The organism is Pseudomonas fluorescens (assembly GCF_902497625.1).
GTDB classification, from domain to species: Bacteria; Pseudomonadota; Gammaproteobacteria; order Pseudomonadales; family Pseudomonadaceae; genus Aquipseudomonas; species Aquipseudomonas fluorescens_BQ.
The window spans coordinates 1-14,928 of sequence record NZ_CABVGX010000029.1; the positions used below are offsets into that span (position 1 = coordinate 1).

The window sequence follows — 14,928 nt, forward strand, 5'->3', positions numbered from 1 at the left end:
GGCATGGCGCTCGGCGGCGGGCAAGCCTGCGTAGATCGCCGGCATCTCGACGTTTTCCTGAGCCGAGCCGGACGGGATCAGGTGGTAGCCCTGAAACACAAAACCGAAGGCTTCGCGGCGCAGCCAGGCCAGTTCATCGCTGTCGAGCCCGGCGACGTCTTCTCCGGCGAAGCGGTATTCGCCCGAGGTCGGGCGATCGAGGCAGCCAAGTATGTTCATCAGGGTCGACTTGCCGGAACCGGAGGCACCCACAATCGCAACGAATTCACCGGCATGAATCGCCAGGTCAATACCGCGTAACACGTGAACCTGTGGAGCGTCGCCGCCACCGTAGGATTTGCGGATATCCTGCAGGTCGATCAGGGGCGTCTGCATTCAGCCGCCGCTCCCGGTCGCCGGGCCGATCAACAAGTGATCGCCTTCTTCCAGGCCATCGAGGATCTGCACCTTCAAGCGGTCGCTGATGCCAGTGCGTACCACCCGGGACTGCACGTCACCGTTGCTCGCAGCCACTTGTGCGGTCTGCCTGGCGGATTGCGCGTCGCTTTGCACCGCAGCGATCGGTGCGGTGAGAGTGTTTTTGGCCTGATCGGATACGAAGAACACCTGCGTGGTCATGTCCGCCATCAATGCGTTGTCAGCGTTGTCGACATCCAGCAGCACGGTATACAGCACCACACGAGCGCTGCCGCTTTTACCCGAGCTGGCCGGGCTGCCGCCGCCCCGACTGGTCTGATCGAGCGGTTTCGGCGGGATTGGCAAAATCTGCCGTACCGTGCTGTTCCAGCGCCGGTTGCCACCGCTGAGCGTGGTGAACCAGGCGACCATGCCCGGTTTGACCTGGCCGATATCGGCTTCCGAGACCTCGGCCCAGACGGTCATTGGCGACAGTTTGGCGATGCGCAGTATCAGCGGCGTCTGCTGTTGCGCGTTCAGGGTCTGGCCTTCGCGCGCATCAAGTGCAACCACGGTGCCGGACATCGGCGCGTAAATGCGCGTGTAGCCCAGTTCGGCCTGATCGCTGCGCAGGCTGGCCTGCGCCTGACGAATCTGCGCCTGGAACATGTCGATGCGGGCCTGGGTGGTGCGCAGTTCCGCCTGGGCGGCTTGCACGTCTTCATCGCGGGTGGCGCCGCCGGCCGCGAGCTTCTGCTGACGCTTGTGTTTTTGCTGCGCCAGATCGTGCAGGGCTCGTTGCTCCAGCAGCTGCGCCTTGAGGTTATCGATCGAGAAGCGTCCTGCGTCGAGCCTGGCCTGTTGGGTGGACGGGTCGATTTCGACCAGAAGCTCACCTTCGTTGACCACGTCGCCGACTTCTACATGAATTTTCTGGATCTGCCCGGACGCCTGCGCGCCGACGTCGACATAACGCCGCGGCTGCAGAGTGCCCAGGGCCGTGACGCTACTTTCAATGTCACCGCGAGCAACTTGTACGGTGTTGAACTGATCACGCCCGGGGGGCAAGACCTGCCAGGTGGCGATGGCAATCAGCGGAAGCAGACACAGGGCTACAAGCAGGGCGCGTCGGGTATGACGGGGACGTTTCATGCAGGGTTCCGGCCAATGGAGTTCGGCCCGTCAGAAGGGTGGACGGGGAGCTGTCCTGTAGACGAGGCAGGTCTTCGGGGATTTAGCCCATGACCAGTCAGGTAACTGTCTGGCAGAGGCAGGTAATGCCTGATTACAACGATTTGTCAGGCAAATCGAAACAACACTTTAAATCTATATGAGAATTACTATAAATTACGCATTCGAAATTGCCACCATCCTGCCATCGTCCATTCCGACGGTCACGGATATGGCTCAAGCACTGAACCGCACCCTGTGTGGCCGGGAGTCATGTTGGAAAACTACTACCGCGAACTGGTGTGTTTCCTTAATGCCAAGCTAGGCAACCGTCAGGTCGCCGAAGATGTGGTGCATGACGCTTATCTGCGAATTCTGGAGCGCTCCAGCGAAACGCCGATCGAGCAGCCGCGGGCTTTCCTTTATCGCACCGCGCTCAATCTGGTGATTGACGACCATCGTCGTAATGCCTTGCGGCAGGTTGAATCGCTGGAAGTACTCGATAGCGAAGAGCGCTATTTTACGCCTTCGCCCCATCACAGCCTCGATCACGGCCAGCGCCTGGAAATGCTCCAGCGAGCCTTGAACGAACTGCCACGTCTGTGTCGTGAAAGTTTTATGCTGCGCAAGATCGATGGCCTTTCTCATCTTGAAATCGCCAAACGCCTCGGCATTTCCCGCACATTGGTCGAAAAGCACATCGTCAATGCCATGAAACACTGCCGTCTGCGCATGCAGCAGTGGGACGCGCATTGATCACAAGTGCTTGCGCAAAGTAGTGGTAAATTTTATTTCATTGTCCTCGTTCCTATTCAACAGACGACTTGCAGTGCGGCGCAACGCTGCTCAGGTCACTTAGGCTTTCACCCCACTGTTGAGGGGTTCATCCAGAGGACACTGGAAATGACACAGGCAAATGCAGCGCCCATCGTTCACGACCTGATCGGCGTCGGTTTCGGTCCTTCAAACCTGGCATTGGCTATTGCTCTGCAGGAACGGGGGCCAAGTCAGGGCGCACTGGATGTGCTGTTTCTCGACAAGCAGGCGGACTATCGCTGGCACGGCAATACGTTGGTCACTCAGAGCGAATTGCAGATTTCCTTCCTCAAGGACCTGGTGACCCTGCGCAATCCGACCAGCCCTTACTCGTTCGTCAACTACCTCAAGCATCACGGACGTCTGGTGGATTTCATCAACCTCGGTACGTTCTATCCGTGTCGCATGGAGTACAACGACTACCTGTGCTGGGTCGCCGGGCAGTTTGCTGCGCAGAGCCGCTACGGTGAAGAGGTGTTGACCATCGAGCCTGTCCTGCACGACCAGGAAGTCGAAGCGTTGCGCGTGATTTCCCGTGATACTCAAGGCCAGCAGCACGTGCGCACCACACGCTCGGTGGTCGTCAGTGCCGGCGGTACACCGCGTGTTCCAGAAGCGTTCAAGGCGCTGAAGGATGACGGGCGGGTGTTTCACCATTCGCAGTACCTGACGCAAATGGCCAGGCAGCCGTGCGTCAACAATCAGCCGATGAGCATTGCGATCATCGGTGCAGGGCAGAGCGCAGCGGAAGCATTTATTGATCTGAACGACAGCTTCCCGTCCGTGCAGGTCGACATGATCCTGCGTGGCTCGGCGCTGAAGCCGGCGGATGACAGCCCATTCGTCAATGAGGTGTTCTCGCCGGAATTTACCGACCTGGTGTTTCAGCAGCACAGCAGCGAACGCGAACGACTGGTCAACGAGTACCACAATACCAATTACTCGGTGGTGGACATTGATCTGATCGAACGTATTTACGCAATATTCTATCGCCAGAAAGTCTCGGGCATTGCTCGCCACGCATTTCGCACCCTGACCACCATCGAAAAGGCCACGGCCACCGCACGCGGCATTGACCTGGCGGTGCGTAACAATGCCACCGGTGAGGTAACGGTTCGGCATTACGACGCAGTCGTTCTGGCCACCGGTTACGAACGTCAGATGCACCGTCAACTGCTGGCCCCGCTGGAAGAATATCTGGGCGCCTTCGAAGTCGACCGCCACTACAAACTGATCACCGACGAGCGCTGCAAGGCCGGCATCTACATGCAGGGTTTCTGTCAGGCAAGCCACGGTTTGAGCGACACATTGCTGTCGATCCTGCCGATTCGCGCCGATGAAATTGCCAGCTCGCTGTATGAGCATGGCAAGTTGCGCACGCACAATCGTTCGGTAATGGACGTGTTGCTTGCGGCAGCCAGCTGAGGCTGGTAAAGCATCGTTCCCGCGCGCGTGGGAACGATCATTTGCCGGCGAACTCATCAATGCCTTCCTACGGGATATCGTTGAATGAGTTCTGTAAAATTTAGGAATAGTCCTACAGAAAGCATGCAGGCACTTCAGTAGCCTTGGCGCCCTCACGATCCGACGTCTTCCGGGGGCCGCTTGCAGACTAAAACATTACGTATCCTGATCGCCGATGAGCAGCACTTTCATCGAATGCGCATCGAGCGATTGTTCAATCAGTTGGGTTATTATCGCATCGCTCCCGTGCGCGGGCTCGACGAGCTTCTTACCTTGGTGGAATACGCCAGCGAGCCGTTGGACCTGGTGGTGATCAATCAGTCGATGACCCGTGAGTCCATGGACCTGGCGGATTTTTTTCTGCACAACTTCCAGGTTCGTCACGCGTTTATCTATGGCTGCGAGCGCGAGCCGTTGCCGTCAATCCCTGCCGGCGTGCAGCACAAGGTCGAGATCAGTCACTCGCCGTTGCCGGACCTGCGCGCAATCGAGCAAGTGATGAAGTCACTCGATCCACCCTTGCCGTTCGTCGGTACAGTCGCTTCTGTCAGGTAGTCGCCGGTTGACTTCCATGCAAGAGTCACTGCGCAGCGCTGCGTACTGCTTGGCCTGACAGGAGTTCTCATGATTGCGCTGATCGCAGACGATCATCCGGTGGTATGTGCCGCCGTTACCATGCTGCTGAGAAATGAAGGTTTTCACGACATCCACGAAGCGCGCACCGGTATCGAGGTGCTGCCGAAGATTCGTGATCACAAACCTGATCTTGTGGTGCTCGACCTGGTCATGCCCGGCCTTGATGGCCTGGATGTGCTGGGCCGGATTCAGGGGTGCGGGGTGAAGTGCCGAGTGCTGGTATTTACCTCTCAGGAGCCGTTGTTCTATCAGGACCGCTGCATGCGTGCCGGGGCGCAAGCCTATGTCTCCAAGACCAACGATCTGCATCATTTGCAAAAGGCAGTGGGGGCAGTCATGGCCGGCTACAGCTACTTTGTCAAACTACCCTCGAGTTCGGTGTCGCTGAACACCCTGCAGCGTACCGAAACGCAGATGATCGAGAGGCTCTCGGACCGTGAGCTGACGATTTTCCAACACATCTCCCGAGGCATGAGCAATAAGGCAATAGCCGCCCTGATGAACCTGAGCCACAAGACCGTCAGCACGTACAAGACCCGGTTGATCGAAAAACTCAGCGTCGATTCCGCTGTACACCTGAGGGATTTCGCCAAGCGCAATAATCTGATCGAATGAAGACTTCAGTGAAGCGTCTCGCAGCATTTGTCTTCAGCGCTTTGCTGTGGGCATCGAGCGTGTGCGCCGATCCGCGCACCCTGACGCTGCTGGGTCGCTCCAGCGTCGACGGCCAGAACGTCAAGCTTGCGCAAGACGACGCTCGCTGGCTGCGGGAAAAGGGCCGGTTGGTGCTGGCAATTTCCGCTCCGGACTACCCGCCGTTCGACATCACTACCACGGGATCGGACTATGAAGGACTGACTGCGGATTATGCCGGTCTGCTCAGGCAGTTGTTGCAAGTCGATATTGTCGTTCAGCGCTATGCCAGCCGTGGCGAGGCGGTGCGGGCGATCAAACTGGGCTCTGCGGATTTGCTCGGAACGGCCAATCGGTACGAGGTGGAGGACCCGCTGTTGTCCATGTCCGCTGTCTACGCCGACGATCAACCTGTACTGGTCACGCGTATCGATATGCCGCACGCCCTGCAACCGAAGCTTGCCGGGCAACGGCTCGCCATGCTCTATCACTACTTGCCGGCAAAGCAGGTTCAGGCCTTCTACCCCAACGCGAACGTCCAGCTCTTCCCCTCGACGCTGGAGGCAGTGGGGGCGGTGGCCTTCGGTCAGGCCGATGTCTACCTGGGTGATGCAATCAGTACCCATCATCTCATCAGCAAGAACTACCTCAATAACGTACAACTGGCCGATTTTTCGCACATTGAGCCGGGTGGTTTCGCCTTTGCGATGAGGGACGGCAACCGTCAACTGCAGCGCATCGTCAACAAGGCTCTGGCATCGGTGCCGACTAACGAGCGCCTGAACATCCTGCGTCGCTGGGGGGCGAACGGGGCATCCATTGCGGCGACGCAGACAATGAATTTCAGCATCGCCGAGCAAAAATGGCTCGACCGGAATCCGCGCTTGCGCGTGGCCATCAACCCGAACCTGATGCCGATCTCGTTTTACGACAGCGAAGGCAAATTGATCGGCATCGTCGCCGATGTGCTGGCGAAAATCAGCCTGCGTACCGGCCTGCAATTTGACATGAGGCCGACCAAGTCAGTGGCCGAAGTGCTCGGCTGGATCAGCACCGGGCAGGTCGATCTGGTGGCGGGCATCGGACCCAGCATCGAGCGTGAAACCCAGCTGCGTTTCACCCGGCCGTTTCTAACCAGCCCCAGCGTGCTGGTCACGCGCATCGGCCCTGAGAATCCGGCGACGCTCGACGATATGGCCGGCAAGACGCTCGCCATCACCCAGGGCAGCAGTGAAGGTGAGTTCATTCGTCAGCATTTTCCGGCGATCAGACTGGTCGACGCGCCATTGACCGGGGATGTAATGGCGATGGTTGCCTCGGGCGAGGCCGATGGCGGCATCAATTCATTGATCAGCGCGCGCTACATGATTTCCCGGTTATACCGGGACAAGCTGCAGGTCACCACGACCGTCGGCACCGATCCGGCCCGCGCCACGCTGGCCACCGCTCGCGAGTCCGAGGAGCTGCAGGCGATTCTCGACAAAGCGCTGCTGAGCATCGCTCCGGAGGAATTTGATGCGCTCACACTGTATTGGCGCAACGATCAGATTGTGGAGCAGAGCTTCTGGCTGCGGCATCGCCAGGATGTTTTCCAGGCGTTCGCCGCTGCTGGCGCGTTGCTTTTGCTGGCGCTGGCATGGATCGGATGGCAGCGCAGGCAGATTCGGCAGCGCCAACAGTTGCTCAGCCAGTTGCAGGATGCCAAAGACGTTGCCGACGACGCCAATCGGGCTAAAACCACGTTCCTGGCGACCATGAGCCATGAAATCCGTACGCCCATGAATGCCTTGCTCGGCATGCTCGAATTGGCGTTGAAACGGGCGGATGAAGGGTTCGTTGACCGCCCGGCGATTGAGGTGGCCTCCAATGCCGGGCAGCAGCTGTTGGGATTGATCGGGGATATTCTGGATATTGCGCGGATTGAATCAGGGCATCTTTCGCTGGCTCCGGAGCGGGCCAATCTGCGATCACTGACCGAGTCGGTGTGCCGGGTATTCGAAGGTCTGGCCCGTCAGAAAGAGCTCGACTGGCGTGTCGAACTGGACGAGCGCAGCGACCAGGCAGTGCTGGTAGACCCCACGCGTTACAAACAGGTGCTGTCCAATCTGCTGAGCAACGCCATCAAATTCACCTGCGAAGGTGAAGTGAAGTTGACGCTGCATATCGAACCCGGCGCACCGGGGCATCTGCAGGTTCGCGTGTGGATTGAAGACACTGGCATCGGCATCAGCGAATTTGATCAGCAGCGTTTGTTCAGCTCGTTCGTGCAGGCCGGCAATAATCCCCACTCGGCCCGACACGGCTCCGGTCTGGGGCTGGTGATCAGTCGCACTCTGTGTGAAATGATGGATGGCACGTTGCAGCTCGACAGCACGCTGGGGCGAGGTACGCGGCTCGAACTCTGCCTGGATCTGCCTGCCATGGAAGCATTGCCGCCAAGCGAGCGGTCCGCTTCGACGCAAGTGACGAGCCGGACATTGGCGATTCTGGTAGTCGATGATTACCCGGCTAATCGTCTATTGCTGTCGCGGCAATTGAGCTATCTGGGCCACAGCGTGATGGACGCCGAGGACGGCCAGCACGGCTTGGAAAAGTGGCGAGATAACGCATTCGACGTGCTCATCACGGACTGCAACATGCCGGTGCTCAGTGGCTATGAACTGGCAAGAGCTATCCGTGATGAGGAATGCGCTCGAGGACGGCCGCGCACACTGATTCTGGGCTTCACTGCCAATGCCCAGCCCGAGGAAAAAACCCGCTGCCTGGCAGCAGGCATGGACGACTGCCTGTTCAAGCCGATTCGCCTGGCTGACCTCAGTGCCTGGTTGTCCGCGCATTTCGCAGGCGGGGTAAAGGTGGACCCGTCTGCCTTTGCCGAGATCGATTTGAGTGGCCTGGAACGCTACGTTGGCGCGGACCGAGAGTTGATCAATCAATTGCTCAGCGCTCTGGCCGTGACCAATCGCAGTGACAGGCAAGCACTGCTCGAGGCCCATGCCAGCGGCAGTCAGCATGAATTGCACACCTTGGCTCACCGCATCAAGGGCGGTGCGCTGATGGTGCGGGCGGATGGCCTGATCCAATGTTGCCAGGCGCTGGAGCAAGCCTGCGGCAGTGGTGAGACTGCGCTGGTCAATGCCGCCGTCGATCAGTTGCAGCAGGCCATGACACGACTGGACCAATATCTCGCCAGTGTCTGAGGAGGTTGAAGGGGGAAATCAGCCGCCAATACATTTTTTCGTATAGTTCTGGACCCGTTCAATTGCTCCTACACTGTGGCCAATGCGTGGAATCTTCGCGCCATGAGCCTTTGCTGGAGTTTGTTCGATGCTGTCACTGCTCACCGATCATCCATTGGTTTGCGCGCTGTTGCTGATCCTCATTGACCTCAGCCTCTGGCATTTGCTGAGTGCCAGCGGCAGTCAGTGGAAACTGGTGGTACGCCTGCTGGTGTTCGCGTTGTTCAGCATGGTGCTGTTCAATGCCGGCATGAACCCGCTGCAACCCGCGCCGTTTGCCGGCAATGTGCCGCTGCACCTGGCCGCCACCGGTTTGCAGATTGGCTGGTGGCTGTTCGGTGCGCGAACCCTGACGGTGCTGATCGGCGCCGTCATGATGCAGCGCGTCGGCCATACCGGGCGATTGCTACAGGACCTGCTTGGTGCAGTGATTTTCCTCATCGCGGTCATCGCTGCACTGGCCTACGTGCTGGAACTGCCGGTCAAAGGCGTGCTGGCAACTTCCGGGGCACTGGCGATCATCGTCGGCCTGGCCTTGCAGAGCACCCTCAGCGACGTGTTTTCCGGCATCGTGCTCAACACCACCAAACCCTATCAACTGGATGACTGGATCTCCATTGACGGCATGGAAGGCCGGGTCACCGACATCGACTGGCGCGCCACACGCCTGCAAACCTCCCAAGGCAGCATGGCGGTGATTCCCAACTCGCTGGCAGCCAAAGCGAAAATCATCAATTTCAGTCGACCGATCGACATCTTCGGCCTCTCGATCAGCCTGCAACTGAGCCCGCACGTTCGCCCGAATACGGTGATCGAAGCACTGGAAAGGGCCATGCAGGGGTGCCGCCAGTTGTTGAGCAAACCGGCACCCAAAGTTTCGCTGAAGAGCTCCACCAGCAGCGGTGTGGAATATGAGATCAGCGGTTTTGTGGTGTCCATGGATCAGAAACGCATGGTGCGCAATCAACTCTACGACCTTGCCTTCCGCCAGTTGCAGGCCAGCGGCGTGTCCCTGCTGTCCAGCGTCGAGTCAAATGCGCCGGTCGGCCTGTCGCAGCCAAGGGCGCTGCTGGACAGCTCAAGCATTTTCTCGAGCCTGAGCGACGAAGAGAAAGAGGCGTTTTGCGCAAACATGACGCTGCAGACATTCCGCGCCGGTGAATTGATTATGCCGGCAGGGGAGGTTAGCGATCACTTGCTGATCATCGAATCCGGTGTGGTCTCGGTAGAGTTAAGCCGTGGCGGCGTCAGGTTCGAATCTGGCCGGATGGGGCCGGGCGAGGTGATCGGCGAAGGCGGGATTTTGTCCGATACGTCACTGCCGGCGGAATTTACCGCCAAGACCTATTGCAGCGTGTACCGCCTGGAGAAGGACTATCTCAAACCGTACCTCGATGCGCGGCAGGACATTGGCGACGCCATGAAAGCATTGCTGGATTACCGCTTGAACAAGGCGCAGACCCTGACCCAGGAAATCCCGCCGGTTGTACAGAAGAGGGGTTTTTTACAGTGGCTGCGGCGGCGGGCTTAGGGGCGTCGGCGAATGGCCGCAGCGCGGGTTCGCGAGCAAGCTGTGTTCCCACGGGCTAGAGTACATAGCGAATTCAGCCTGGATCGAAGACCGTCATCGCTGGCAACATTGCCACATGTCATTTGGAGCGTCGAGATCGCAGTCGCGGGTGGTCTACACGATTTCTGCGCTATTGGCTATTTGCCTGCGAGGCCCGGGCGACTAACTTGGTTCTACTCACTTGGTAGCCGGAGCCTCCCATGAAACCTCGTATCGATTTCTACACCGCGTCCCCCGACGCCCTCAAAGCCATGATCGCGCTGCAAAGCGCCGTGTCGAAGTTGCCCCTGGAAAATAGCCTCATCGAACTGGTCAAGCTGCGTGCTTCGCAGATCAACGGCTGTGCGTTCTGCCTCGATCTGCATACCGCCGATGCGCGCAAGGGTGGCGAAACCGAACGTCGCCTGTACACGTTGTCGGCCTGGCGTGAAACGCCGTTCTTCACCCCGCGCGAACGCGCCGCGCTGGCCTGGACCGAATCGTTGACCCTGCTGAGCCAGACGCATGCGCCGGACGAAGACTACGAGTTCGCCCTGGCCCAGTTCACGCCCAAGGAAATGGTCGACCTGACCGTGGCGATCACCACCATCAACGCCTGGAATCGTCTGGCCGTGGGCTTTCGCAAAATGCCTGCAGCCGATCAATGAGCCTCCGCTGATGGCGCGGCCGGTGGTTGCACCTTGCGCATCAAGGGCACCATCGCCGTGGCGATGACAAAACACACCCCGATTATCAAAAATGCGTCGCCGCAGGTTTGTGTCTGCGCTTCGCTGTGTGACGCCAGTCGTCGGAACGAGCGCAAGACCATCGATAAACCTGTTCGGGAATCCATTGCCTCCCGTTAATAGGAAGCATTACTATTCACGCCCCTTTTGCGCAGCACGCCGCAATGACTCCCAAGTTGCCCCGCAGACACGGCTTTTTCGAGCATTACGAAGAGTTGGTTGGCACCTGGACCCGACGCCTGAGAAATCGTCAGCAGGCTGAGGATCTGGCCCACGACACCTTCGTGCGGGTGCTCGAGTCGGATTCGACGGCGGTGCAGCAGCCCCGGGCCTACTTGCACCAGACAGCGCGCAATATCGCTGTGGACGGTTATCGGCGTGAGGATCGGCGGGGCGCCATGGAGTCGGAGACGATTGATCAGAGCGTGTCGTCGTCCGGCGACCCGGAGCATTTCATGCGGGCGATTCAGTTGGCTGATTCCATCGAGCGTGCACTGGCCGAACTGCCGATCAACTGTCGCAAGGTATTCATCTGGCAGAAGATCGAAGAGCTGACCCAAGCGGAAATCGCCGAGCGTTTGGGCCTGTCCAGGAACATGGTGGAAAAGTATATGATCCGCACCCTGCGGCATCTGCGCGATCGTCTGGAGGGTTTGCAGCCATGATCTCCAGCGCCTTCGCACCTCCAGCTCAACAGGAACTTCCATGACGGATACTCGCGACTGCGCATGCGGGCAAACTGCGGTTCGCGATGAGGCGGCGCGCTGGTTTGTGCGTCTGCAGGAACCGGCGATGGACGCTGACGAGCGTCAGTGTTTCGAGCGCTGGCTGCAGGAACACCCGCAACATGCCGACGAATTCCAGCTACTGCAGAGGATGTGGGCAGCGGCGGACCTGTTACCGGCTGCGCGTCTGCAAGCACTGTGCGAAACCCCGTCGGTGCCCAGCAAACGGCGCCCGCTGTTGCGTTATGCAGTGGCCGCCAGTGTGTTGGTGGGGGCGCTCGGTTTCGTACTGTTCAAGGGGACGAATTCCTCCGGGACGTACAGCGCCGATTATGCGACCGCATTCGGTGAGCGGCGGCAAGTCACGCTGCCGGACGGGTCGGTGGTGGATCTGAACAGTCGCAGTCTGCTCCAGGTGCGTTATGCAAGAGACCTGCGCAGCCTCGAACTGACGGCTGGCGAAGCGATGTTTAGCGTCGAGCACGACAGTCACCGGCCGTTTGTAGTGGATGCAGGCAGCGGCAGGATCACCGTGACTGGCACGCGTTTCGATGTGCGCCGTGATGTCGGCGAAACCCGCGTCGTGGTGGAGCAGGGCACGGTCAAGGTGCAGGGGCGAGAGGCTGCGGTCGGCGATTTCACCAGCCTGACCGCCGGCCTTGCGGCGCGGGTCGATGCCCAAGGCAAAGTGACCGCAGCCTATGCGGTCAATCCTGCGGAACTGACCGCATGGCGCGGCGGCAAACTGGTGTTCAACAACGCCAGCTTGCGTGAGGTGGCCGGAGAGGTGTCGCGTTATCGCGCCAAACCGCTGACCGTCGGCGATGAAAAAGTGGCCAGTCTGCGCCTGACCAGCGTGTTCAGCTCCGACAACACCGACGCGTTGCTCAAAGCCTTGCCGAATATTTTGCCAGTGGCCGTGCGAACGCTGGACAACGGCAGTCAGCAGATAATTTCAAAATAGATTCAGGTTTTTTTCGAGTTCTTCGTCTTCTTGTCCATCTGCAACTGGTTTGCATTAACAAACGCACACTCTTGCGATCCACAGGACACCGTTCGACGTGAAAATAACCTCTGCCAAAAACAATAAATCCTTCTGGATGCCGTTGACCCTCGCGCTGGCGATCAACGTTGCAACGACGCAGGCCTTCGCCGCTGACGCTATTCGCATTCCGGCCCAACCGCTGGGTCAGGCGCTGAGCGAACTGGGTCAGCAAACCTCGCTGCAAGTTTTTTTCAGCCCGGAACTGGTGGCAGGAAAGCAGGCGCCGGCGGTGGGTGGAAACCTTTCGCCGGAGCAGGCCCTGCGCGTATTGCTGCAGGGCAGCGGTCTTGAGTACCAGATCAGCGAAGGCTCGGTGACCCTGACGAAGGCGCCGACTTCCGCAAGCAATGGTCCGCTGGAACTGGGCGTGACCGACATCAAAGTGGTCGGTGACTGGCTCGGCGACGCGGACGCCGCCGTGGTGCAAAACCATCCCGGTGCACGCACGGTGATCCGCCGCGAAGCGATGCTTGAGCAGGGGGCGATGAACGTCGGCGATGTGCTGCGCCGGGTGCCGGGCGTGCAGGTGCAGGAAGCCAACGGCACCGGCGGCAGTGACATTTCCCTGAACGTTGGTGTGCGCGGCCTGACCTCGCGCCTGTCGCCACGCTCCACGGTGTTGATCGACGGCGTGCCGGCTGCTTTCGCGCCGTATGGCCAGCCGCAGCTGTCGATGGCGCCAATTTCTTCCGGCAACCTCGACAGCATCGACGTGGTTCGCGGCGCCGGGTCCGTGCGCTATGGGCCGCAAAACGTCGGCGGGGTGATCAACTTCGTTACGCGGGCGATTCCGGAGCAGGCCACTGCGCAAATCGGCACAACCCTGGAGACCTCGCAACACGGTGGCTGGAAACACATCGACACGGCGTTCGTCGGCGGCACGGCGGACAACGGCATCGGCGTCGCGCTGCTGTATTCGGGCGTGAATGGCAACGGTTACCGCGAGCGTAACCACGGCAACGACATCGACGACGTGCTGCTCAAAACCCATTGGGCGCCTACCGATGTCGACGATTTCAGTCTGAACTTTCATTACTACGATGCCAGCGCCGACATGCCCGGCGGCCTCACTCAGGCGCAATACGACGCCGATCCGTTTCAGTCTGATCGCAATAACGACAACTTCAGCGGACGCCGCAAGGATGTTTCCTTCAAGTGGGCGCGGCAGATCGACGAGCGCACTCAGGCCGAGGTGCTGACCTATTATTCCGACAGCTTCCGCGGCAGTAATATCGCCGCCCGCGATCAGCGCACCCTCGGCTCGTTTCCGCGCACTTACTACACCTTCGGCATCGAGCCGCGGGTTTCGCATGTGTTCGACGTCGGCCCGACCACTCAGGAAGTCAGCATCGGTTATCGCTACCTCAAGGAAGGCATGCACGAAGAGGCGAGCCGACTGGCGCTGGTCAACAACCAGCCGGTGGTGCGTCCGGGGTCGGATGGCCATGTGTATCAGGATCGCACCGGCGGCACCGAGGCCAACTCTGTCTACATTGACGACAAGATTGACGTCGGTAACTGGACCATTACGCCGGGCATCCGCTTTGAACACATCAGTACTGACTGGCATGACCGTCCGGTGCTCGATACGGCGGGGCGGCCGGTCACGGAGAAGAATCGCAGCATCGAAAGCAATGAGCCGCTGCCGGCCCTGAGCGTGATGTATCACTTGTCGGAAGCGTGGAAGTTATTTGCCAACTACGAAACGTCGTTTGGCAGCCTGCAGTATTTCCAGCTTGGTCAGGGCGGTATCGGGGACGAGCCGGCTAACGGTCTGACCCCGGAAAAGGCCAAGACCTATGAGGTGGGCACGCGTTACAACGACGATGTGTGGGGAGGCGAGGTGACGCTGTTCTACATCGATTTCGACGAAGAGCTGCAATACATCAGCAACGATGCCGGCTGGACCAACCTCGGCGCGACGACCCACCAAGGGCTGGAAGCGTCGGTGCATTACGACCTGGCGGCACTCGATCCGCGCCTGGACGGGCTGACGGCCAACGCCGGTTTCACTTACACCCGCGCGGTGTATGAAGGGGAGATCCCTGCGTTCAAGGGCCGTGACTTGCCATTCTATTCGCGCCAGGTAGTGACTGCCGGCCTGCGTTACGACATCGACCGCTGGACCTACAACGTCGATGCGTTCGCCCAATCGAAACAGCGCTCGCCGGGTACTGCGGTAAATGCCGATGGCAGTTTCAGCGGCGATTACATCACCGAAGGCACGGCGGACGGTCAATACGGCGATATCCCGGGCTACGTCACCTGGAACGTGCGCGGTGGTTATGATTTCGGCGCGCAGCTGTCGAACCTGAAACTCGGCGCCGGGGTGAAGAACATCTTCGACAAGCAATATTTCACCCGCTCTAGCGACAACAACGCGGGCATGTACGTCGGCGCGCCTCGCACATTCTTCGTGCAGGCGAGTGTTGGGTTCTGACTGGCCGACAGAGGAACTGCGGCGACCACGAATCCCGTGTCCGGCACGAATCCTGTGGGAGCAGGGCTT

Annotated in this window: 12 protein-coding genes; 10 read left to right on the plus strand and 2 right to left on the minus strand. The window is 59.5% G+C overall.

The features are described from left to right. The coding region (locus F8N12_RS17790) for an ABC transporter ATP-binding protein (RefSeq protein ID WP_150581631.1) at positions 1-375 on the minus strand (375 nt) is incomplete at its 3' end. Then, on the minus strand, positions 376-1,548 hold the full coding sequence (locus F8N12_RS17795; protein WP_150581632.1) for an efflux RND transporter periplasmic adaptor subunit: 1,173 nt from the start codon (positions 1,546-1,548) through the stop codon (positions 376-378). A 291-nt stretch (positions 1,549-1,839) separates the two neighbouring features. On the opposite strand from F8N12_RS17795, the gene F8N12_RS17800 reads away from it, so the two are divergent. The 10 genes from F8N12_RS17800 (at position 1,840) to F8N12_RS17850 (ending at position 14,859) form a co-directional block, all read left to right on the plus strand. Next, entirely contained in the window at positions 1,840-2,322 is a 483-nt protein-coding gene (locus tag F8N12_RS17800; RefSeq protein ID WP_150581633.1) for a sigma-70 family RNA polymerase sigma factor, read from the plus strand. Positions 2,323-2,469: 147 nt separating this feature from the next. Next, on the plus strand, positions 2,470-3,807 hold the full coding sequence (locus tag F8N12_RS17805) for a lysine N(6)-hydroxylase/L-ornithine N(5)-oxygenase family protein (RefSeq protein ID WP_150581634.1): 1,338 nt from the start codon (positions 2,470-2,472) through the stop codon (positions 3,805-3,807). A 180-nt stretch (positions 3,808-3,987) separates the two neighbouring features. Beyond that, positions 3,988-4,401 (plus strand): response regulator, encoded by a 414-nt coding sequence (locus tag F8N12_RS17810; protein WP_150581635.1) that lies wholly within the window; start codon positions 3,988-3,990, stop codon positions 4,399-4,401. A 69-nt stretch (positions 4,402-4,470) separates the two neighbouring features. After that, complete coding sequence (locus tag F8N12_RS17815; protein ID WP_150581636.1) at positions 4,471-5,097, plus strand: response regulator transcription factor; 627 nt, start codon at positions 4,471-4,473, stop codon at positions 5,095-5,097. Continuing rightward, positions 5,094-8,315: a transporter substrate-binding domain-containing protein gene (locus tag F8N12_RS17820; RefSeq protein ID WP_150581637.1), complete on the plus strand. Its 3,222-nt coding sequence runs from the start codon at positions 5,094-5,096 to the stop codon at positions 8,313-8,315. Before F8N12_RS17815 ends, F8N12_RS17820 begins: the two co-directional genes overlap by 4 nt. Before the next feature lie 127 nt (positions 8,316-8,442). Beyond that, complete coding sequence (locus tag F8N12_RS17825; protein ID WP_150581638.1) at positions 8,443-9,885, plus strand: mechanosensitive ion channel family protein; 1,443 nt, start codon at positions 8,443-8,445, stop codon at positions 9,883-9,885. Positions 9,886-10,124: 239 nt separating this feature from the next. Beyond that, entirely contained in the window at positions 10,125-10,571 is a 447-nt protein-coding gene (locus tag F8N12_RS17830) for a carboxymuconolactone decarboxylase family protein (protein ID WP_150581639.1), read from the plus strand. A 242-nt stretch (positions 10,572-10,813) separates the two neighbouring features. Then, positions 10,814-11,314 carry a sigma-70 family RNA polymerase sigma factor gene (locus F8N12_RS17840; protein ID WP_150581641.1) on the plus strand — a complete coding sequence of 167 codons (501 nt, stop codon included), beginning with the start codon at positions 10,814-10,816 and terminating at the stop codon, positions 11,312-11,314. Positions 11,315-11,354: 40 nt separating this feature from the next. After that, positions 11,355-12,338 carry a FecR family protein gene (locus F8N12_RS17845; RefSeq protein ID WP_150581642.1) on the plus strand — a complete coding sequence of 328 codons (984 nt, stop codon included), beginning with the start codon at positions 11,355-11,357 and terminating at the stop codon, positions 12,336-12,338. Positions 12,339-12,435: 97 nt separating this feature from the next. Beyond that, positions 12,436-14,859 (plus strand): TonB-dependent siderophore receptor, encoded by a 2,424-nt coding sequence (locus F8N12_RS17850; RefSeq protein WP_150581643.1) that lies wholly within the window; start codon positions 12,436-12,438, stop codon positions 14,857-14,859. Positions 14,860-14,928: the final 69 nt, after the last annotated feature.

What these genes read in the sequence shown, in the direction of transcription:
- F8N12_RS17825 (WP_150581638.1), top strand. Translation starts at nt 8,443, where the DNA reads ATGCTGTCACTGCTCACCGATCATCCATTGGTTTGCGCGCTGTTGCTG.
- F8N12_RS17845 (WP_150581642.1), top strand. Translation starts at nt 11,355, where the DNA reads ATGACGGATACTCGCGACTGCGCATGCGGGCAAACTGCGGTTCGCGAT.
- F8N12_RS17805 (WP_150581634.1), top strand. Translation starts at nt 2,470, where the DNA reads ATGACACAGGCAAATGCAGCGCCCATCGTTCACGACCTGATCGGCGTC.
- F8N12_RS17800 (WP_150581633.1), top strand. Translation starts at nt 1,840, where the DNA reads ATGTTGGAAAACTACTACCGCGAACTGGTGTGTTTCCTTAATGCCAAG.
- F8N12_RS17795 (WP_150581632.1), bottom strand. Translation starts at nt 1,548, where the DNA reads ATGAAACGTCCCCGTCATACCCGACGCGCCCTGCTTGTAGCCCTGTGT.
- F8N12_RS17840 (WP_150581641.1), top strand. Translation starts at nt 10,814, where the DNA reads ATGACTCCCAAGTTGCCCCGCAGACACGGCTTTTTCGAGCATTACGAA.
- F8N12_RS17820 (WP_150581637.1), top strand. Translation starts at nt 5,094, where the DNA reads ATGAAGACTTCAGTGAAGCGTCTCGCAGCATTTGTCTTCAGCGCTTTG.
- F8N12_RS17830 (WP_150581639.1), top strand. Translation starts at nt 10,125, where the DNA reads ATGAAACCTCGTATCGATTTCTACACCGCGTCCCCCGACGCCCTCAAA.
- F8N12_RS17815 (WP_150581636.1), top strand. Translation starts at nt 4,471, where the DNA reads ATGATTGCGCTGATCGCAGACGATCATCCGGTGGTATGTGCCGCCGTT.